This window comes from Gardnerella sp. DNF00753 (assembly GCF_049244275.1).
Lineage (GTDB): Bacteria > Actinomycetota > Actinomycetes > Actinomycetales > Bifidobacteriaceae > Bifidobacterium > Bifidobacterium greenwoodii.
The window spans coordinates 58,461-78,428 of sequence record NZ_CP058393.1 but is presented as its reverse complement, the minus strand read 5'-3'; the positions used below and the strand labels follow the sequence as shown (position 1 = coordinate 78,428).

Here is a 19,968-nt window from a genome sequence, read left to right as displayed (position 1 = left end):
CGGATTTATGCTAGCGCCGGCAGGCAGCAATACCTATGTTACCTTATTTTTTACAGAAAAAGAACAAAATAATATAAAAAATTTTTTTATACCTTGCTTTATTCAGTTTTTTTGTGGAAAAATAATAAAAATATAAACTAAATAATAATATTTATTGTCGAAAGAGTAGAGGGAGATAATATGGCTGTTGTAGCAGAACACGCAATCTCAATACCTAGATCTGGTATTCGTGACGTATTTGATCGCGTAGAACAAATCCCTGATGCTATTTCGCTCTGCCTAGGAGAGCCTGGCGAAACCGCTTCTAACCATATTGTTAAAGCAGCTTGCGAATCTATTGAAGCTGGAAAAACAAAATATACAGACGTTTTAGGAATTCCAGAATTCCGCAAAGCCGCAGTTGATTACACAAAAAGAGTAAAAGGCTTAGTTTATGATGCCGATACTGAAATTCAAGCAGTTGACGGCGCTACAATTGGTTTATATTTAGCTATTAAAGCAGTAATTGATCCGGGCGACGAAGTAATTATTCCTTCGCCATACTTCACTTCTTACGATGCCGAAGTTTTAATGTGCGACGCCACTCCTGTAACGGTTGCTCTTAAACCTGAGCATGGAATGCATGTTAATGCCGAAGAAATACGCAAAGCAATTACTCCACGAACTAAAGCTATTATTATTAACTCACCTTGCAACCCAACTGGCGCAGTAACTACAGCCGAAGAGCTTGCAGAAGTTGCGAAATTATGTAAAGAATTTGATTTGTGGGTAATTTCTGACGAAGTGTATCATCCATTTGTATTCGCAAGTGATCCTGAAACAGAACCTGCAGGAGATGCTGTAGCGCCATCTATTGCAGCAGTTGAAGGAATGAAAGATAGAACCATTATTGTAGAAAGTTTGTCTAAAACTTACGCAATGACAGGTTGGAGAATCGGCTATATTCTTGCACCAGCTAACGTTATTGAACAAAGTAGTAAAATTGCGGAAATGATACACTCTTCCGTCAATTCGACTGCACAATACGGCGGAGTTGCTGCTCTTACCGGACCTCAAGATCATGTTCGTCAAATGCGTGAAGAATACCGTGAAAAACGAAATCTGGTACTTAACGCATTACAAGATTGCGACGCATTAAAACTTATTGAGCCACAAGGAGCTTTCTACGTTTTCGTCGACGTTCGCCCAACTGGATTAACTTCCAAAGAATTCAGCAGAAAACTTTTGGAAGAAGAAAAAGTTGCTGTTGTTCCGGGAGAAGCTTTCGGAAAAGAAGGAAGCGGATTTGTGCGACTTTCTTACGCTGGAAAATCGGAAGAACTTAAGGAAGCTGTGGCTCGCATGCGAAAGTTTGCGCTTGAGCAGCAGGCTGCTAATAATGCGTAAAAACAATTAAAAGCAATAAATAAAAGCAATAAATAAAAGCGCACAATCCTAGGATAAATTCTTAAGATTGTGCGCAAAATTATTTATTCTGTTATTTTTCAGCTTACAAACTTAAAAATAACACTCAAATCACTTAAGCAGCAGTTGGCGCAGAAGTATTTGAAGAACCGTTTGCCTGCTGAACAATAGCAGCCAAAAAATCACGGTTTGAAGCAGTCTTCTTTAAGCGAGGAATCAAAGTCTGATACGCTTGCTCAGGCTCAAGACCGCCAAATAGGCGACGCAAACGGTAGATAATAGGAAGTTCGTTAGCCGGAGTAATCAATTCCTCACGACGAGTTCCAGAAGCATTAATATCTACAGCAGGGAACAGACGCTTATCTGCCAAGTCGCGGCTCAAACGCAATTCCATGTTGCCAGTGCCCTTGAACTCTTCGAAAATAACCTCATCCATCTTAGATCCAGTTTCAACCAGAGCGGAAGAAATAATCGTCAAAGAGCCGCCGTCTTCAATATTTCGAGCAGCACCAAAGAACTTCTTTGGTGGGTACAACGCCTGAGCATCAACACCACCAGAAAGAATACGTCCAGAAGCAGGAGCAGCGATGTTGTATGCACGAGCCAAACGAGTCATAGAATCAAGCAAAACAACAACATCCTGACCAAGCTCAACTAAACGCTTAGCACGCTCAATTGCAAGCTCTGCAACTGTAGTATGGTCGGAAGCAGGACGGTCAAACGTTGAAGAAATAACTTCACCCTGAACCGTACGCTCCATATCCGTAACTTCTTCTGGACGCTCATCTACAAGAACAACCATCAAATGCACTTCAGGATTGTTCGTAGTAATAGCGTTAGCAATATTTTGCAGCGTAATAGTCTTGCCAGCTTTTGGAGGAGACACAATCAAACCGCGCTGACCCTTACCGATTGGCGCAACCAAATCAATAACACGACCAAGCATACGATTAGCAGTAGTTTCTTGGCGTAAGCGCTCATTAGGGTACAGCGGCGTAAGCTTAGCAAATTGCGGACGATTCTGAGCTTCTTCAACACTCATTCCATTGATACTATTAACAGTTTGCAACGGAACAAACTTCTGACGCTGATTTCTACGATCACCCTCGCGAGGTGCACGAATAGAGCCTTGCACAGCATCGCCCTTGCGCAAACCATACTTTTTAATTTGGCTCATTGAAACATACACGTCATTTGGCCCTGGAAGGTAGCCAGAAGTGCGCACAAATGCATAAGATTCGAGCACATCAACAATACCTGCGACTGGAACAAGATCTTCCTGAGGCTCTTCGCGGCGAGATTCTCGAGAATCGCGCTCTTCGCGGCTCTCACGATTATCACGGTCTAAACGAGAATTGCGCTCGGAGCGATCTTTACGATCTTGACGTTCCTGGCGATCCTGTCGATCTTGACGATCATCATGATCAGAATAATCCTCTCGATCATCCTCATAATCTCTACCGCGACCACGCATGCGACGCTGGAAACGCTCCGACTTATTATCTTGCTCTTCTCGATCAAAATCACGAGAAGCTCCACGCTGTCGACGAGATTCGCCTTCAGAGCGAGATTCATCTCCTGGCAAAGTTGCCAAAATCTGATCTAAATCGCGCGAATCTACTCCTTCTGCACGACGATCACGATTGTTATCTCGCTCATCATTTACACGACGACGCTGGAAAGAAGAATTACGATTGTTATCTCGTCGATAATTCTTAGATCCAAAATCTTCGTCGCGCCTGCGATGATCATTAGTTGCATTTGGCACTAAGTTTTCCAACGCTTCCAAGTCTTTATCGTCGCCCAACGAACGAACTTCTTCATTATCTGCACGAGTATCTGCAGACTTACTTGCACTCGTAGAATTGTAAGGCGTGCGAACACTTACACCGGCAGGCGCTTCTCCCCCATTGCGTGCCGCATTCAATGTAGCTAACAATTCAGGCTTACGCATGGTCGAAGTGCCGCGCAAACCCATTTGCTTCGCAAGATCTTTCAATTCTGAGAGCTTCATTTTCTCAAGATTTTGGCTTGTTGCCACAATTTTACCTTTCCCTAACTCACACGGAATATACTACCGGTAAGCCTTTGTATGGAAGATTACGGAAAATCCGTCACGAACTCATGATTACTACATAACAATGTACACAACCACGAACATTATGTATGCTACTACAGCTCTACGACGCTGCAAACCGCGACGCGCCAGCAAGTCCAATTATTTTTAAATTATAAACTGAATATTCTAATAAAAAAGCGCCAATAATAATGGACTATGCCACTACTATTGACGCTACTTTTAGCTTAATTTTTACTTAAGTTATTTATAAATACTTACTACTTCTTTTCGTGATAAGACTTTTCAGTATTTACAGACCACACATTTGCTTTAGATTCTGCGCCAGTGTGAATATTTTCTACAGCTTCGATTGCAGTAGCCATGGAATGATCCTGGTTATTATAACGATGCTGTCCGTTTCGACCAACGCAATACAAGTTGCCGAAGCTATCCAAATACTTAATCAACTCAGGCATTTGTGCATAAGTGTCAAAGTAAGCTGGGTAAGCCTTTGGAACACGTTCACGATGGGAATCAAGAACATCTTCTTCGCCATTAATAACCTGCATGCGAGTTAATTCGTCGATAGCCATCTTACGAGCGTCTTCATCACTCATATTCCAGAAGTCGTCGCCTTCTTCGCAGAAGTACTCAAGACCAATCCAAACAGTGTTGTCAACATCTTTAACAAGATAAGGACTCCAGTTGTTGAAGATTTGCAGACGGCCAACCTTGTAACCAGGATCCTGCACATAAATCCAGCAATCAGGAACAATAGGAGGATTACCAAGCGTTGGAATAGTAGTAGTATTACGCAGACGAACACGCTTAACAAGCAAACCTACAGTCACAAAATCGCGATAAGGCAAACCTTTGGCAACACGTTGCATTTCTGCTGGAACTTCAGCTTTTTCGTCACCATTTGTACCTTGCTCAAGAGCTGCAACCAAATCTTTAATAGGCATAGAGGAAACAAACTCGTCAGCATGCAATTCAGAACGTTCACCGTTGGCATCTTCAATAACAACGCTTGAAATCTTGCCATCAGACTGCTTAATAGCAACAACCTTTGCATCTGTGCGCACAGTAGCACCATTTTCACGGCAACGGCGTTCAACAGTTTCCCACAATTGACCAGGGCCAAGCTTTGGATACCAGAATTCCTCAATTAATGAGGTTTCTACTTCCTTCTTCTTACCATTTTTCTTAGGGAAAAGCTTAGAAAAAGCATTCTTCAAAACTTCAACAATGCTCAAACCCTTAACGCGCTGAGCACCCCAATCTGCAGAAATCTGGCTTGGATGCCTACCCCAAAGCTTCTCGGTATAACCCTCAAAGAACATTGAATAAAGCTTCTTACCAAAGCGATTAATGTAGAAGTTTTCAAGATTAGTTTCTGGCAACTTGTGAATCATCGACCACAAGTAGCTAAAACCAACCTTCATCGTCAAAATAAAGCCCATAGAGCGCAAGGTGGCTGCGGAAAGAGAAATCGGATAATCGAAGAAATGATGATTCCAGAAAATGCGCGAAACACGATGGCGCTTCAACATAACTTCGTCTTCAACTTCAGGATCAGGTCCACCTGGTTCCAAGTCATGGTGACGACCAAGCTTCTTATCATCGTATGAAGGCGCACCCTGCAACGGCAACATTTCACGCCACCACTGCATAATGCGATCATCCTTCGAGAAGAAACGGTGACCGCCAATATCCATACGATTACCGTTGTACTTTACAGTACGCGAAATACCACCAAATTCACGCGTTGCTTCGAGCAGCGTTACGTCATAGCGACTAGAACCGCCATCTTTAACGAGCTCCCAGGCTGCCGTCAACCCTGCCGGACCGCCGCCAATAATCACAACAGATTTCTTTGGGGATTGTGTATCCGTCACTTGTCCTCCATACCTTAATACATCAATTTTTACAAAAACACATTTTGTGCTAGGTAAAATTTCTATATATCTTTATTGAGCATACGCTTATCACGCGATAGATTCCGGAATATCAATGTCTGTTTTCTGCACTTCTTCAACATTAACATCCTTAAAAGTCACTATTCGCACATTTTTAACAAAACGCGAAGGCCTATAAACATCCCAAACCCACGCATCTGTAAGTTGAACGTCGAAATAAACGTCTTGGCCGGCCGAACGCACGTTGAAATCAACCTTATTTGCCAAATAGAATCGGCGTTCTGTTTCTACAACGTACGTAAAAAGCTTAATAACATCACGATATTCTTTATACAACGCAAGTTCAGCATCGGTTTCATAATTGTCGAGATCTTCGGCGCTCATTGCTTCCCTTCCGTATTGGTGTTACGTTTACGACCGCGACCTATAATGCGCCACCAAGCTCTTTTTGAAGAACTACCTTCGGTGTTATTTGCATTATAAGGCCATTCTTCATCAAGATTATCACGACGCACCGGTATAGCCATTGAGTGCTCGTGTGCACTCAATGCTTCCACTACTCCCGGATTTTCCTCTATAACATGCAGACCAAACGCATCAAGAGAACGAATTGCATCGTACTCATCTGCAATCGTATCCATAACAACAAAATCTTGATACTTTTGATTTTGCGCATCCCACAAAGCATCGCGCGCAGTACCGGTTTGTGCAAAACCAAGAGATTGATATACAGAAAGCGAGCGAGTATTCGCAGCAGGAACACCAACCCAAATACGATGTAATCCTAAACCTACTGGCTCTGAAGCAAAACCGTAAGTCATCACTCGAGGCATAGCATCGCGCGAATAGCCACGTCCGCGATAATCCTTGCCAAGTACAACTTGAATACGCGCAGAACGAGACCACCCATCTATGTCAATAAGAAAAATCATGCCAATAATCGCGCCAGAAGTATTCTTAACATCATCTAAAACATCTGGAACTATAGCCCAAGCAATTGTAGGACGAGATTGTATATCCCCAGCAAAACGACATGATTCAGCAGCTTTTTCAACAGCAAAACCGTCATTAGACCACTGAACAGAACGCTCAACCCACGCATGAACCATAGATCGCTCAGATTGAGAATCTTTTCCGGTAATAACCGAAGCGTTATCATATGCGCAAAGCTCATCCATACGCTGTAAATCATCGCATGTTGCTGGGCGAAGATGCGCCATTTCTCCACGAATTGGAGGGATTACTATAGATTTTGGTAACTCGCGAGAGTTGTTCACACCATCATTGGTTTGTTGCATAGTCACCTACTTGTATTGTGCCTTTGAGTATTAAGCCCTTCGCATAATTCTCACGTCGCATAATATATGATAATCCAGAAGACGAAAAATGCGTCACGATATTTCTAAATAGCAAATTCTGCGCACCTGCTACACAAACAAATCTGATTTGATTATGCAGCAAGTACGCAGCACTTACTTTTTGATATTGATTACGCTTTTGCGCTTATACATTAGCGTTATCAAATATTAAATTTTTTAGCTTTTGGTTTTTCAGCCCTTGATTTTTGCCATAACGATCTTAGTAACAGCCTTAGCGTCTGCCTGACCTTTAGTCGCACGCATAACAGCACCAATAATCGCGCCCATCGGCTTCATATTTCCAGCCTTAAGCTTTTCTGCAACTTCAGGGTCGGCTGCAAGAGCAGCGTCAACAGCAGCTTCCAAAGCACCGTCGTCGTTCATAACCTTGAATCCGTGCTTCTTAACAACTTCATCAGGCTTACCCTCACCAGCCAAAACGCAAGCAACAGTTTGCTTAGCGAGCTTATCGTTAAGATTGCCGTCTGCAATTAGCTTTTCAACTTCAGCAACATCTTGCGGAGTAATAGGCAATTCTTCCAAAGTTACGCCACGAGTGTTTGCTTCGCGAGCAAGCTCACCAAGCCACCACTTCTTAGCACCTGCTGCAGTTGCTCCAGCCTTAACGGTTTCTTCAACCAAATCAAGAGCATCTGCGTTCAAAATATCGCGCATTTCAAGATCACTAATACCCCATTCGCTTTGCAAACGGTTACGACGCTCACGAGGCATTTCCGGCATTTGCGCCTTCATTTGCTCAATATGCTCTTTAGTGATGTGAAGCATAACCAAATCAGGATCTGGGAAGTAGCGATAATCGTCAGCATCCGACTTTACGCGACCGCCAGCAGTGGTCTGAGTTGCCTCATCCCAGTGGCGTGTCTCCTGCAAAATCTCGCCGCCTTCGCTCAAAATAGCAGCCTGACGACGAATCTCATATTGCAGCGTCTTTTCAATTCCACGGAATGTGTTCACATTCTTAGTTTCAGAACGCGTACCAAATGGATCGGTTGGCTTTGCACGAAGCGAAACGTTCACGTCAGCACGCATATTGCCCTGCTCCATGCGAGCGTGGGAAATGTTAAGAGCGCGAACAATATCGCGAATAGCACGCATATAAGCACCAGCAATTTCTGGAGCGCGGCTGCCCGCACCTTCGATTGGCTTAGTTACAATCTCAATTAAAGGCACGCCTGCACGATTGTAATCAACCAAAGAATGATTTGCGCCTTCAATACGACCGTCAGCACCACCAACGTGAGTATTCTTACCAGCGTCATCCTCAATGTGAGCGCGCTCAATCGGCACGCGAAACACAGTGCCGTCTTCCAGCTCAACGTCCAAGTAACCGTTGCCATTAGTAGGCTTATCGTACTGGGAAATCTGATAATCGCGAGGCATATCTGGGTAGAAGTAGTTCTTACGAGCGAACTGGCTCCACTCAGCGATTTCGCAATGCAACGCCAAACCGAGCTTAATCGCGTAATCAACCGCAGTCTTGTTTACAACTGGCAAAGAGCCTGGCAAACCAAGGCTTACAGGAGTTAGCTGAGTGTTTGGCTCGCCACCAAAAGATACTTCTGCTGGGCAGAACAGCTTAGTGCGAGTGCAAAGCTCAACGTGCGTTTCCAAACCGAATACTGGATCAAACTGCTCAACAGCATCGGCGTATTTCATAAGTTTTTCAGCCATGAGAATCCTTCTTACTTAAGCTTTACTTCACTTTTACTTAGCCAATGAATCGAGCCAGCCAGCTTTAAGCGACTTCCAGATTGGGCCGCCCCACTGCTCTTCGAGAGCAGATTCCAAGGCTGCTGCAGGCTTGTACATTTTTTCATCATGGCATTGCGGAGCAATAATCTGAATACCAACAGGCAAGCCGTCGTCACTCAAGCCAGTTGGAAGGCTCAAAGCTGGAACGCCAGCCATGTTTGCAGGAATAGTAGCAATATCATTCATGTACATGGAAAGCGGATCGTTCATCTTCTCGCCGAACTTAAATGCCGTTGTAGGGCTTGTTGGGGAAACGAGAACATCTACCTTATTAAATGCTTCTTCAAAGTCACGAATAATAAGCGTACGAACCTTTTGAGCAGAACCGTACCACGCGTCATAGTAGCCGGCGGAAAGAGCATAAGTACCGAGAATAATACGGCGCTTTACTTCGTCGCCGAAACCAGCCTCACGAGTTGCAGCCATCATATTTGCAGCAGTCTGAGGCTTATCGGCAGGTGGCATTACGCGCAAACCGTAGCGCATTCCATCATAGCGAGCCAAGTTGGAGCTAACTTCTGAAGGCATAATAATGTAGTAAGCAGCTAGTGAGTAAGGGAAGTGAGGGCAGGAAACTTCCGTAACCTCTGCGCCCATATCCTTAAGCAATTGCACAGCTTCGTTAAAGCGAGCTTCAACGCCTGGCTGGAAACCATCACCGCTAAGCTCCTTAACAAGACCAACTTTTACGCCCTTCAAATCACGGCGAGCGCCTTCACGCGCAGCCTGAGCCATTGGAGGAACAGGAGCTGGAATCGAAGTTGAATCGCGCCTATCGTTGCCGCCAATAATCTCCTGCAAAAGCGCAGAGTCAAGAACGGTACGAGAAACAGGTCCAATCTGATCCAAGGAGCTTGCCATAGCGATTGCACCAAAGCGGCTGACTCCACCGTAAGTTGGCTTTGCGCCGACTGTACCAGTTAAAGCACCTGGCTGACGAATAGAGCCGCCGGTATCTGTGCCCAAAGCAATAGGAGCTTCGAATGCAGCCACGGCCGCAGCAGAGCCACCGCCAGAGCCGCCAGGAACGCGCTCAGTATCCCAAGGATTGCAAGTAGTTTGGTAAGCAGAATGCTCGGTAGAAGAACCCTGAGCAAATTCATCTAGGTTAGTCTTGCCTAGAATTGGCATGCCAGCTGCCTTGAGCTTTTCAATAACAGTAGCATCGTAAGGTGGAACCCAGCCTTCAAGAATCTTAGATGCTGCAGTGGTCGGAATGCCCTTAGTAACAATCATGTCCTTAATGGCAATTGGCACACCAGCCAACTCAGGCAATCCCTCAGTCTCGCCATTAGCGTTCTTTTTATCAAAAGCATCTGCTTGTTCAAGTGCAACATCTGCAGAAACATGCAAGAATGCTTTGATTTCTGGTTCGGCTGCTTCGATTACTGCCAAGTGAGCTTCAACAAGCTCGCGGCTAGAAACTTCTTTAGCTTTTACAGCTTTTGCCATATCGGCAGCAGAAAGCTTTACTAAATCTTGAGTATTCGACATATCACTCCTCCCCTAAAATGCGAGGTGCTACAAACATGCCAGACTCACTTCTAGGAGCGCCAGAAAGCGCTTCTTCTTGAGTCAATGGTGTAGCAGGCACATCAGGGCGCAAATAAGCTTCCAGAGGCACTGGATTTGCAGTAGGTGGCACATCTTCGCCAGCAACTTCCTGCACCTTATTAATAGATTCTGCAATGACGTTTAATTCGCCTTGCAAGCGACTAATTTCCTCGTCGCTTAAAGCAATCTGGGAAAGAACACCCAAATGCTCAATTTCTTCTCGTGTGAATGTAGGCATAACCCCAACTATATGTGTGATGCGTGACCTTTCAAAGCTGAAAAAATCTATTATATCCACATACCGCACGTGCGCGTTTTCACAAAATTATTACGCATATAAAATTTCAAAATTTGCAGCAATTGCTATATCAACACGCCGCATAAGCAAAAACGACGTAACCAAAAATTGTTGATATTTCAACGATATTTAAACTCTTGTTTTCAAAATAAAAAAATTTTTTAAGCGATTATCGCATAAATAAAAAGTGTGTAATAATCGTGTTTTGTGAGACGCTAAAAACTAATGCACTGAGGCACATTATGCATTGAAGCATATAAATTTCAGCATCTCATCAAAATAATCTAATAAAAATAATCTAATAAAAATCGAAGGACACATATGAAGAACTCAAAGTTCTACCGTAATGCAGCAATGTTGTTGCTCGCGGGCGCAACTATTATTCCACAATGCTTAGCAGTACCAGCAATGGCCGCTCCTTCCGCTAAGGATTCTGAACCAGCCACATCTTGCGCAGCCAAGAAAGACTCGTTGAATAATTATTTGTGGGATTTGCAATACGATAAAACAAACATTCTCGCCCGTCATGGCGAAACCATTGACAACAAATTCTCCAGCGACAGCTTCAACAAGAACGGTGAATTCGTTGTTGTTGAGCATCAGAAGAAGAACATCACCAATACAACTTCAAACTTGTCGGTTACTTCCGCCAACGATGATCGCGTATACCCAGGTGCTCTTTTCCGTGCTGATAAGAATTTGATGGACAATATGCCAAGCCTGATTTCCGCAAACCGCGCTCCAATCACGTTGAGCGTTGATTTGCCAGGATTCCACGGCGGCGAAAGTGCTGTAACTGTTCAGCGCCCAACCAAGAGCTCTGTAACTTCCGCTGTGAACGGCTTAGTTTCCAAGTGGAATGCACAGTATGCTGCAAGCCATCATGTTGCAGCTCGCATGCAGTACGATTCTGCAAGCGCACAAAGCATGAACCAACTCAAAGCAAAGTTTGGTGCTGATTTCGCCAAGATTGGCGTTCCGCTGAAGATTGATTTCGACGCTGTGCACAAGGGCGAAAAGCAGACTCAAATTGTGAACTTCAAGCAGACCTACTACACCGTAAGTGTTGATGCTCCAGATAGCCCAGCTGACTTCTTCGCACCATGCACTACGCCAGAAAGCTTGAAGAACCGAGGCGTTGACAGCCAGCGTCCGCCAGTATACGTGTCCAACGTAGCCTACGGCCGTTCAATGTACGTAAAGTTCGACACCCGCAGCAAGAGCACCGATTTCCAGGCTGCTGTTGAAGCTGCAATCAAGGGTGTTGAAATCAAGCCAAATACCGAGTTCCATCGCATTTTGCAGAACACTTCTGTAACTGCTGTAATTCTCGGCGGCAGCGCAAACGGTGCAGCCAAGGTTGTTACTGGCAACATCGATACGTTGAAGTCTTTGATTCAGGAAGGCGCAAATTTGAGCACCTCCAGCCCAGCAGTTCCAATTGCTTACACCACTTCCTTCGTCAAGGATAACGAAGTAGCAACTTTGCAAACCAATAGCGATTACGTTGAAACTAAGGTTTCTTCCTACCGCGACGGCTACTTGACTTTGGACCACCGTGGAGCTTATGTAGCTCGCTACTACATCTACTGGGATGAGTATGGCACCGAAATTGACGGCACTCCTTACGTGCGTTCTCGCGCTTGGGAAGGCAACGGCAAGTATCGTACAGCTCACTTCAACACAACTATTCAGTTCAAGGGCAATGTGCGCAACCTCCGCATCAAGCTTGTTGAGAAGACCGGCTTGGTTTGGGAGCCATGGCGTACAGTGTATGACCGTTCCGATTTGCCACTGGTTCGCCAGCGCACAATCAAGAACTGGGGCACAACCTTGTGGCCACGCGTTGCTGAAACTGTGAAGAACGACTGATGCTTCCTATAATTTAATAAGATAATTTAATTTATAATTAAAGATAAATGAATACAAATAAGGGCTTTATCTTGTAGCCAGTTACGAGATAAAGCCCTTATTTTATTTGTATTATTTATTTTATTTGCGAAATATTATTTAGATATTTTAAATATCGCGGTGCCTTTCAATTACGTAACCAATTGCGTACATAACTACCGCCCAAGCAAGAACCACTAAACCGGACTGCCACCATGTGAAAACATATGCGTTTGGTGGAAGTTGCAGCCCAGAATTAGCAGAGGCACCTAAGAATTGGCTTACAGCACTGCCTGGCAAAATCTGAATAAGTATTGAAGTCCACTTCGCGAAATTGCTTGCAAGCATAATAATGCTAACAATGGTCTGCAGAATCACCACGGCTCCAATAACGCACATAATTCCGCCGGCAGTTGACTTGCAAATCATGCCAAAACCGTAGGCCATTGCTGCCACAACAACCATGATTGCAGGAGATCCAAGGAACAGAGTAAGCGGCAATTTCCACACGTTGCTTCCCGATAATCCGGAAATGTTATCTCCCATAAAAGCTAATTCTGCAGCAGCTAAAGAAACTGCCATTGCAATAAGTTGGGCTACAAAAACATAGATTGCAACCGCAATAAACTTAGCCGTAAAGAACATACCCCTTTTAGGTACAGCCGTAAGAGAAGCCTGAACTGAAGTCGTAGAATGTTCCGCAGTTACAGCAAGCACTGCAAAAATCGCCAAAACAATCAAAGATATAGAAGCAAAGCTAATGACCAAGCGGAAAATGCTTTCTTGAGATGCAATAAGGTCACTTTTATTGCTCGGCCCAACAGTAATTGCAGCGCTTGATTTACTTTGACTTGCTCCATTCTTAATGTCAACTTTAGACATTGCTTTTTGCACAAGCGCGATTATAAAGCTGAAAATTACTGGCAAAACAACTGTTAATGCCATGCACCACCATGTTGATGCAAGTCCGCGCAGCTTAACAATTTCAGATTTAAGCGTGTGCATAAATGTAAGGCGTAAGTGCTGAGCGTTCATGCTACGGCCAGTCTTGTATGCGTTAGATTGGTGTGCGTTAGATTGATATGCGTTAGATTCAGCCAATTGCACTTGCTGATTTGCTACTTGCTCACTCATTTTGCACTCCCCTGATTATTAAATTGAGCTACACTTTGCTCAGCAGGATTTAAGTTTCCGGAAGGAATAGTCCTAGTCACGTACTGCTCTTGGCCATGCGTAAGAGCCAAATATGCTTCCTCAAGCGATGCATGCTCTTGATTCAGCTGATAAACCATGATTTGATTATCTGCAATTTCGCGAGCAAGCTGATTAAGCTCACATCCTGTTATTCTGAGGAGCTCGCCTTCTTGAACGTCTTGAGGAGTGCGAACATCTTGCAAAATCTTGCATTCAGGATGATTTTGAGCAAGCACAGACTTTAGCTTTTCGCCTTCTGGAGTCACAAGTCGCACAGCGTGCTGCGAATGTGCATTAACAAAATCTTGTACTGTTGTACGCTTCAAAATTTCGCCATGCGCAATAATCACAAGGTTATCTGCAGTAAGCGCAACTTCGCTCATTAAGTGCGAACTAAGTAGTATTGCTCGACCTTGACTTGCGTAATACTTGCACAATTCGCGAACCCACTTAACGCCTTCTGGATCCAAACCGTTAATTGGCTCATCCAAAATAAGATTGTGTGGATCTGCTAAAAGTGCCGCCGCAATCGAAAGACGCTGGCTCATACCGAGCGAGAAGGATCCCGCTTTGCGAGTTTTTACGCTAGTTAAACCAGTAATATCAATCACTTCGTCAACGCGCTTTTTTGATATTCCGTGAGTTAAAGCGAGCGAGTACAAGTGATTATAAGCGGAACGACCTCTGTGGGCAGACTTTGCGTCAAGAACTGCGCCAACTTCCGTCATTGGGGATGCGATTTTTGCGTAAGGTTTTCCGTCAATAAGAGAAGTACCACTATTGGCATGAATAAGATTTAACGCGCAACGCATGGTAGTAGATTTACCAGCGCCATTAGGGCCTAAAAAGCCCGTGACTTTACCGTCTTCAGCGACGAAAGAAACGTCGTTAAGCGCTGTTTTTGCGCCGAAACGCTTTGTAATATGTTGGAATTCTAACATAGCTTAACAGTATCACAAATAAAAAAAAAATACACATTAAATGTAAGCGTTTATGAGTACAGGCTGCTGCGTTTTGTAATGCGATTGTTTGTTTGCGATTGTTTGCTTATATTTGCTTGTTTGTAGCTTGTATCAGCAATTTGGTACTGCATGTTGCGCAATCCACGCGTGCATGGAAACAGCCGCAGCAGCTCCTGCGTTTAGCGAGCGAACAGAGCCGAATTGCGAAATATAAACAACATCATCCGCCATTTCTAACGCTTTTTTAGAAAGACCTGGACCTTCTGCACCAAAAAGCATAAGGCAACGTTTAGGGAACTTGTAGTTTTCCATAGCAACAGCGCCTGGAATAATATCGAGCGCTATAACGCGCGCGTTTTTAGCGTCTTGTTCCTTAATATTTGCGATTTTTTCGGCCTTTATATTGCCTTCTGCTTGCGCTTTAAGCAAAAGTTGATGCGCTTCTTCTGCTTCTCGTGCTATATTTTCGCGCCAATTAGTTACTAGAGTTTCAATAGTTGGGCAGCATTCAACGTATTGGTAAAGCTCAGTCATTAACGAGCCTTTGCGATTCCATTTATGAGGCCCTACGATATACACTTTTTTAGCAGTAAACGCGTTTGCAGTGCGAACCATAGAGCCTATGTTGAAATCGTGAGTCCAATTTTCTACAGCTACTTCAAACTCATGGCGGCCTTTAGAATCGAGATCCGCTTTTATGGCTTCTACTTTCCAGTACCGGTAACGGTCTAAAACGTTACGCTGGTCGCCTTCGTCTAGTAATTCAGTGCTAAACCGCGCATCATAATTTGGCGATTCTGGATTATCTGGACGAGGCTCACCTGGATGCTCTTCTTCCCACGGGCCAACTCCTATAGGTCGGAATTCTGGCTCATCGGAAGCTTTTGCAGCCAAAGTAATTGGATTCGGTTCGTGCATGTGTGAGTTTTGCTCCGTTTAATACTTTTGCTTAGTATTGGCAGCTGGCAATTGCAGCTAGTCTTGGCAGCCGTCAGTTGCGCAATCTCCTGTGCAACCTGACTTGCAGTGACCGCCACAGCAATTGTCTTCACAGCAAGGCTCCGTGCAGCCATCGTGAGCGCAATCACCCGTGCACTCTACTTTGCAATGGCCGCCACAGCAATTGTCTTCACAGCATGGCTCAGTGCAACCATCATGCTTGCAATCACCAGTGCATTTAACCTCGCAATGACCGCCACAGCAGTTGTCGTTGCAGCAATCGTCGTGATCTGCATCTGCACGTAATTCTTCTTCATCGAAAGCTTGAACAAATGCCATTTTAGTACTCTCCTCACTTATTGGATTTACTAATTGAAGATGCCTTGTGCCTTGTTCGTCGGCGTCAACACCACCAATTAATGCAACTATAGCAAGAATTTGCGCGCCTTGCTGATTAACAATGCCAAAATCAAGACTTAATTCATTGCCGTGTCGTAAAGTCACAAGCGAAGAAGTTTGAACATACGATTTTTCAGAAAGCCAAGAGTCAAGTAACAATACTCGCTTGCCTTTAACTGACGGACCTTTTGTTGCAGGGAAAACAAAATCCATAACGAAGCCGTCGAGTGCAATTCCTTTACGTTCTGCAGCATGAATAAGCGCAAAAACCATCGGCACTGCAGCAGCAGTTAACGCACCAATAGCGTCAACATCGCGTTCTAACGAATACCCAGCTTTCTCAATTGCATCAAAAAGAACATCACCAACCAACTTGGAGCCGCGCTGAGCAAAAGTAACAGAAAACAGTTCGCTAAATGGTTTCGCACTCATATCCGCACAAAGCATGCGCTTAAGTTCCGCGCGTTCCTCTTGTAATTCCGTCATTATTACACTCCTTAGCGTTTAGAGTTCTTTAATTTTTGATGCTTTGATGTTTTTATGCTTAACGATCTTCTACTGATACTTCCGGAGCGCTCAGCTCTTTAACATCAGCTTTATCAGAATCTATAAGATCTATTGAAGCAATAACTTTACTTTGATCTAACTTCTGAAGTTTACGCGCTGTTACCAACACTCGCGATTCAAGCGAGGAAGCAAACTTATTGTAAGCTGCAACTGTTCTTGCCAAAGATACGCCAAGTTTTGAAGCATTTTCTCCAAGAACTGCAAAGCGATCGTACAATTCTCGAGATAAATCGAAAAGTTCTTTTGCATCATCTGTGAGACTTTGCTGCTGCCATGCGTACGCAACAGACTTAAGCACGGCCCACAAAGTAACTGGCGAAGTGAGTGCTACTTTTTGCGCAAAAGCATCATCCATAAGCGTTGGATCCGCCTCAAGAGCTGCCTGAAGCAACGCTTCGTTTGGAATAAATGCAACTACAAAATCTGGTGCTGTTTCAAAAGCCTGCCAATATGCTTTAGCTCCCAATACTCTAACGTGCTCTCGCAAAGCCTTAGCGTGCGCTTTTAGAAGCTCGTTCCTTCTAGCTAATTCTTCGTCACTTGCATTATCTGGTATTTCGCAAGCGCGTTGATAATCCGCATATGGAACTTTTGCATCAACTGGAATTGTTTTGCCTCCTGGCAGATGCACAACCATATCCGGCCTCTGCTGCTCGCCATTTACTCCAGTTACAACAACCTGCGTATCAAAATCAACATGTTCAAGCAAGCCTGCGGATTCCACAATATTCTTTAGTTGAGCCTCGCCCCAAGCTCCGCGAACCTTGTTATTTCGCAATGCTGCAGAAAGCGAACTTGTTTCGCGGTCAAGCCTTGTTTGCTGCTCGCTTAAGCCTTTAAGCTGAGTGCTCAGCACACCCATTTCTTGCTTGCGTCCTTCTTCAATCTGCGAAACTTTATTCTTCAATGCTTCAAGATTGTCTTTTACTGGAGCAAGCGCTTCCAAAACTTTACCTTGCTCTTTCAAAGTTTTTTCACGATTTAACCGTTCGCGTTCTTCTCGCTCTGCACGCAATTGTTCTTCACGATTCACTCGCAATTGTTCTGCTTGCTGCGCTTTAGCAAGTTCTGCTTCAACAAACTTTAATCGCTCAGCAAGCTGCTCTGCTTGTGTGCGATACCGTATAGCCTGATTGCCATTTTCTTGCGCTTGAGCGCGCGCTTGTTCATACTGCGAGCGCAATTCGTTAAATTCGCGCTGGTTTACGCCATTAACTCCTTGCATTCCAGAGTTGCGCTTAACAATAGCCAACACAACAATGGCGGTGATTACAATAGCAACCACCATTAAAACAAGCATCACAATATTATCGAACATACGTTCTATTAAACACTATTGAGTTGACTTTTAACACATAATTAGATACGTCTTTTAAGCACGTTCAAAATAAAGCAATCCACGTCCACACGTGCCGCTCCACAGGCAAACTGCAATTACAGTAAGCACAACAACGACATATAACAATATGGATTGTCCAGGAATTACAGGCAAAGTTCCAGAAGGATACCATCGCAAAATCAATCCAATTTTACTTTGCAAACCTTGTGTGGCAATGTTCATCACCGCTAAAAAGACACCAAATGCAAGGCCATAAAACCTTCCAAAACAGGCTAATCCAATCATTATGAGCACAATATCAATCCAAGCATTACCTAAAATCATCTGCAATGTACTCAATAACTGCAAGTCAATTATACGAACAATTAACACTGAAGCGCCGAATGAAACAAACAAACACAATAAAGCAGCACTCAATGCATATATTCGCAGCCTTTTCATCACGAAACGTTCCCACGATACCATAATCGGAGCAAGGCAAACGAATGCCGCGGTAATAAACCCAACTACAATAACTTCATACAGAGGAACAACAAAATTAACAGCACTACTACCAGATTGACATTGGAACGTTATACCTTCTACCGCATTATGCACATTAGCAGAATCCGGCAAACAAATATAACCAACATAAACTGGCAACTGCGTTACAAATGATCTGAATATAACAAACATCAAAGAGGGAAGGACTACGGACAATAAAATTGCAACGATTGCAACAATATAATGCCTACCTTCAAGCCAAGCGCGAAAATTATTTTTCATGCTTATCACCAAGTTCCGATAAGACTTGTTGTGGAGTTATGAGGCATTGATTAAGTTCTTTAACATGATTTTTTACAAATTGTTTCAGCTTAGCATCATCAGCATTATTAATACTCATAGCCACTTTATCGTTTGCTTCACCTGGAATAAATCCATATGACCCATACACATCATTACTTATACGAGAAGGAAGTTGTGCAAGCAAAAATGCTGTAACAGAAGCGTTTGAATCAAGATTCTTTTTTACATATACTTCTTTCATAGCACTTGATGCACATTTTGCAGGCACAAATCTTTGTAACACTTCTTGAGCGATACCAGTCATATCACCATATTTCTCAGAACGCCTAACAAATGTATCTGTTTGTTGTTGAATAACAGTAGCTTTAAGATTACGTAACTTTATTAAACCACTATTAGTAAGATTCCAAGATTTTTCAGTATTTGTTGGAGTAAACGCATTCCCCAGTACAAGCACAATTCCTTTACCTTGCGAATCTCTCTGATTCTTAGGAAACCAAGAAGCAACAGTTTTCAAATGTTTAACAGCACGAAGTTTACGAATATAAGCTTCTTCAGGATGTACACAAACAGAAAAAGCAGTATCTTTAAACGTCGTACACTGAGGCACAAAAGGTCCAGAGCGAATCCAAGGTTTTGGACCCCACATAGCTATACAACAAGCACATACTATTGGCATAATTAAAGAAAGACTTATTGCTTTTATGCGCCAATAAGATCCCTTTTGCCAAAAATATCTAATATGCGCGCAACAAAGAATGCATGAAACGATAACAACACACACAAAGAATATGCGCAAAGTCACCAACCATGGGTTCATACGCAAACCAGGCTCAGCACCAATACCAGCATCCGACACTGGAAGTATTGCGTATAAACTACTACCCCAATATCTAGGAAAAATATCTCCCTGAGGTATGGCGCCATTACGCATTATAATGACGCCATAAATACAGCACCAAATTATTGCAAAAGATAATAAAGCTGAAAACACAATTGCCCAACGATTGCCAATAATTACCCCTAAAGTAAAACCAATTGCAAAAAATGCACTCGGCGTCACGCCTCCACACAATAGTGGAAAATACGGAAAATTTGTAATATTTACATCACTCTGAATTACTGTTGGCAATATACTTACACAATATAACAAACTGCACAGTATAGCGCCTTTTAGTATAGGAATAGCGTAACGACTGGCTGATTTTCCTGCACACCACGCAGGATTAACCAAACATCTGGGCGAGCAAGCTTTACATGAACACCATGCGCCAAAAATGCAAGCAACAATATCAGACAAACAATGCATCCATGTGACATCAATTCTTAACCAAAGCGCATAATTATTATTATGCGCTAAAAAATTTGCCACACCCAAAAAAATAGGATATGCAATCAAAAATAAGCTAAAAACACAACTGCTTATTAGAGATAATGGGGACATAATATGTGAAACAATTGTGCACTTCTTATGATTTTTCGTAAAAAATCTGAATTCAGTTAAAAAGTTAGAATATTGACGCATAT

The 19,968-nt window shown here is 43.4% G+C and carries 16 protein-coding genes; 2 read left to right on the top strand and 14 right to left on the bottom strand.

The window, feature by feature from the left end; all coding sequences use genetic code 11:
- The first annotated feature begins 180 nt into the window (after positions 1-180).
- Positions 181-1,386: a pyridoxal phosphate-dependent aminotransferase gene (locus tag HXT33_RS00315; protein WP_102695068.1), complete on the top strand. Its 1,206-nt coding sequence runs from the start codon at positions 181-183 to the stop codon at positions 1,384-1,386.
- Between the two features lie 133 nt (positions 1,387-1,519).
- On the opposite strand, the gene rho is transcribed toward HXT33_RS00315, so the two are convergent.
- The 7 genes from rho to gatC form a co-directional block, all read right to left on the bottom strand.
- Entirely contained in the window at positions 1,520-3,445 is a 1,926-nt protein-coding gene (rho, locus tag HXT33_RS00310) for a transcription termination factor Rho (protein ID WP_421787077.1), read from the bottom strand.
- Between the two features lie 296 nt (positions 3,446-3,741).
- Positions 3,742-5,361, bottom strand: coding sequence for an NAD(P)/FAD-dependent oxidoreductase (locus HXT33_RS00305; protein WP_004136495.1), 1,620 nt, complete (start codon positions 5,359-5,361; stop codon positions 3,742-3,744).
- Between the two features lie 90 nt (positions 5,362-5,451).
- Positions 5,452-5,766 (bottom strand): DUF2469 domain-containing protein, encoded by a 315-nt coding sequence (locus HXT33_RS00300; protein ID WP_004105898.1) that lies wholly within the window; start codon positions 5,764-5,766, stop codon positions 5,452-5,454.
- On the bottom strand, positions 5,763-6,680 hold the full coding sequence (locus HXT33_RS00295; RefSeq protein WP_421787075.1) for a GNAT family N-acetyltransferase: 918 nt from the start codon (positions 6,678-6,680) through the stop codon (positions 5,763-5,765). Before HXT33_RS00295 ends, HXT33_RS00300 begins: the two co-directional genes overlap by 4 nt.
- Positions 6,681-6,932: 252 nt before the next feature.
- On the bottom strand, positions 6,933-8,432 hold the full coding sequence (gene gatB / locus HXT33_RS00290; RefSeq protein WP_004136497.1) for an Asp-tRNA(Asn)/Glu-tRNA(Gln) amidotransferase subunit GatB: 1,500 nt from the start codon (positions 8,430-8,432) through the stop codon (positions 6,933-6,935).
- 33 nt (positions 8,433-8,465) lie between these two features.
- Positions 8,466-10,007: an Asp-tRNA(Asn)/Glu-tRNA(Gln) amidotransferase subunit GatA gene (gene gatA, locus HXT33_RS00285; RefSeq protein WP_421787073.1), complete on the bottom strand. Its 1,542-nt coding sequence runs from the start codon at positions 10,005-10,007 to the stop codon at positions 8,466-8,468.
- Position 10,008: 1 nt separating this feature from the next.
- Positions 10,009-10,305 carry an Asp-tRNA(Asn)/Glu-tRNA(Gln) amidotransferase subunit GatC gene (gene gatC / locus HXT33_RS00280; RefSeq protein WP_004136500.1) on the bottom strand — a complete coding sequence of 99 codons (297 nt, stop codon included), beginning with the start codon at positions 10,303-10,305 and terminating at the stop codon, positions 10,009-10,011.
- Positions 10,306-10,686: 381 nt separating this feature from the next.
- Here gatC and vly point away from each other — a divergent pair, with 381 nt between their 5' ends.
- Positions 10,687-12,237: a cholesterol-dependent cytolysin vaginolysin gene (gene vly, locus HXT33_RS00275; RefSeq protein WP_004136501.1), complete on the top strand. Its 1,551-nt coding sequence runs from the start codon at positions 10,687-10,689 to the stop codon at positions 12,235-12,237.
- A 147-nt stretch (positions 12,238-12,384) separates the two neighbouring features.
- Here the strand turns inward: vly and HXT33_RS00270 are convergent, their stop codons facing one another.
- The 7 genes from HXT33_RS00270 to HXT33_RS00240 all read right to left on the bottom strand — a co-directional run bounded on the left by HXT33_RS00270 (position 12,385) and on the right by HXT33_RS00240 (position 19,966).
- The gene (locus HXT33_RS00270) at positions 12,385-13,389 is read right to left on the bottom strand and encodes an ABC transporter permease subunit (RefSeq protein WP_421787070.1); all 1,005 of its coding nucleotides are present in this window, start codon (positions 13,387-13,389) and stop codon (positions 12,385-12,387) included.
- Entirely contained in the window at positions 13,386-14,390 is a 1,005-nt protein-coding gene (locus tag HXT33_RS00265) for an ATP-binding cassette domain-containing protein (protein ID WP_004126328.1), read from the bottom strand. Before HXT33_RS00265 ends, HXT33_RS00270 begins: the two co-directional genes overlap by 4 nt.
- Before the next feature lie 132 nt (positions 14,391-14,522).
- A complete protein-coding gene (locus HXT33_RS00260) occupies positions 14,523-15,329 on the bottom strand; it encodes a TrmH family RNA methyltransferase (RefSeq protein WP_421787067.1) in 807 nt (268 codons plus the stop codon).
- A 57-nt stretch (positions 15,330-15,386) separates the two neighbouring features.
- Positions 15,387-16,235 (bottom strand): hypothetical protein, encoded by an 849-nt coding sequence (locus HXT33_RS00255; protein ID WP_410310126.1) that lies wholly within the window; start codon positions 16,233-16,235, stop codon positions 15,387-15,389.
- Between the two features lie 58 nt (positions 16,236-16,293).
- Positions 16,294-17,634: a DNA recombination protein RmuC gene (gene rmuC, locus HXT33_RS00250; protein ID WP_421787066.1), complete on the bottom strand. Its 1,341-nt coding sequence runs from the start codon at positions 17,632-17,634 to the stop codon at positions 16,294-16,296.
- Positions 17,635-17,688: 54 nt separating this feature from the next.
- Positions 17,689-18,420 (bottom strand): hypothetical protein, encoded by a 732-nt coding sequence (locus tag HXT33_RS00245; protein WP_421787064.1) that lies wholly within the window; start codon positions 18,418-18,420, stop codon positions 17,689-17,691.
- Complete coding sequence (locus HXT33_RS00240) at positions 18,410-19,966, bottom strand: hypothetical protein (RefSeq protein ID WP_421787062.1); 1,557 nt, start codon at positions 19,964-19,966, stop codon at positions 18,410-18,412. The genes HXT33_RS00245 and HXT33_RS00240 overlap by 11 nt, the downstream gene beginning before the upstream one ends.
- Positions 19,967-19,968 lie beyond the last annotated feature (2 nt).

Coding starts and splice junctions, on each gene's coding strand:
- HXT33_RS00315 (WP_102695068.1), top strand. CDS start 181: ATGGCTGTTGTAGCAGAACACGCAATCTCAATACCTAGATCTGGTATT.
- HXT33_RS00300 (WP_004105898.1), bottom strand. CDS start 5,766: ATGAGCGCCGAAGATCTCGACAATTATGAAACCGATGCTGAACTTGCG.
- HXT33_RS00295 (WP_421787075.1), bottom strand. CDS start 6,680: ATGCAACAAACCAATGATGGTGTGAACAACTCTCGCGAGTTACCAAAA.
- gatB (WP_004136497.1), bottom strand. CDS start 8,432: ATGGCTGAAAAACTTATGAAATACGCCGATGCTGTTGAGCAGTTTGAT.
- gatA (WP_421787073.1), bottom strand. CDS start 10,007: ATGTCGAATACTCAAGATTTAGTAAAGCTTTCTGCTGCCGATATGGCA.
- gatC (WP_004136500.1), bottom strand. CDS start 10,305: ATGCCTACATTCACACGAGAAGAAATTGAGCATTTGGGTGTTCTTTCC.
- vly (WP_004136501.1), top strand. CDS start 10,687: ATGAAGAACTCAAAGTTCTACCGTAATGCAGCAATGTTGTTGCTCGCG.
- HXT33_RS00270 (WP_421787070.1), bottom strand. CDS start 13,389: ATGAGTGAGCAAGTAGCAAATCAGCAAGTGCAATTGGCTGAATCTAAC.
- HXT33_RS00265 (WP_004126328.1), bottom strand. CDS start 14,390: ATGTTAGAATTCCAACATATTACAAAGCGTTTCGGCGCAAAAACAGCG.
- HXT33_RS00260 (WP_421787067.1), bottom strand. CDS start 15,329: ATGCACGAACCGAATCCAATTACTTTGGCTGCAAAAGCTTCCGATGAG.
- HXT33_RS00255 (WP_410310126.1), bottom strand. CDS start 16,235: ATGACGGAATTACAAGAGGAACGCGCGGAACTTAAGCGCATGCTTTGT.
- rmuC (WP_421787066.1), bottom strand. CDS start 17,634: ATGTTCGATAATATTGTGATGCTTGTTTTAATGGTGGTTGCTATTGTA.
- HXT33_RS00245 (WP_421787064.1), bottom strand. CDS start 18,420: ATGAAAAATAATTTTCGCGCTTGGCTTGAAGGTAGGCATTATATTGTT.
- HXT33_RS00240 (WP_421787062.1), bottom strand. CDS start 19,966: ATGCGTCAATATTCTAACTTTTTAACTGAATTCAGATTTTTTACGAAA.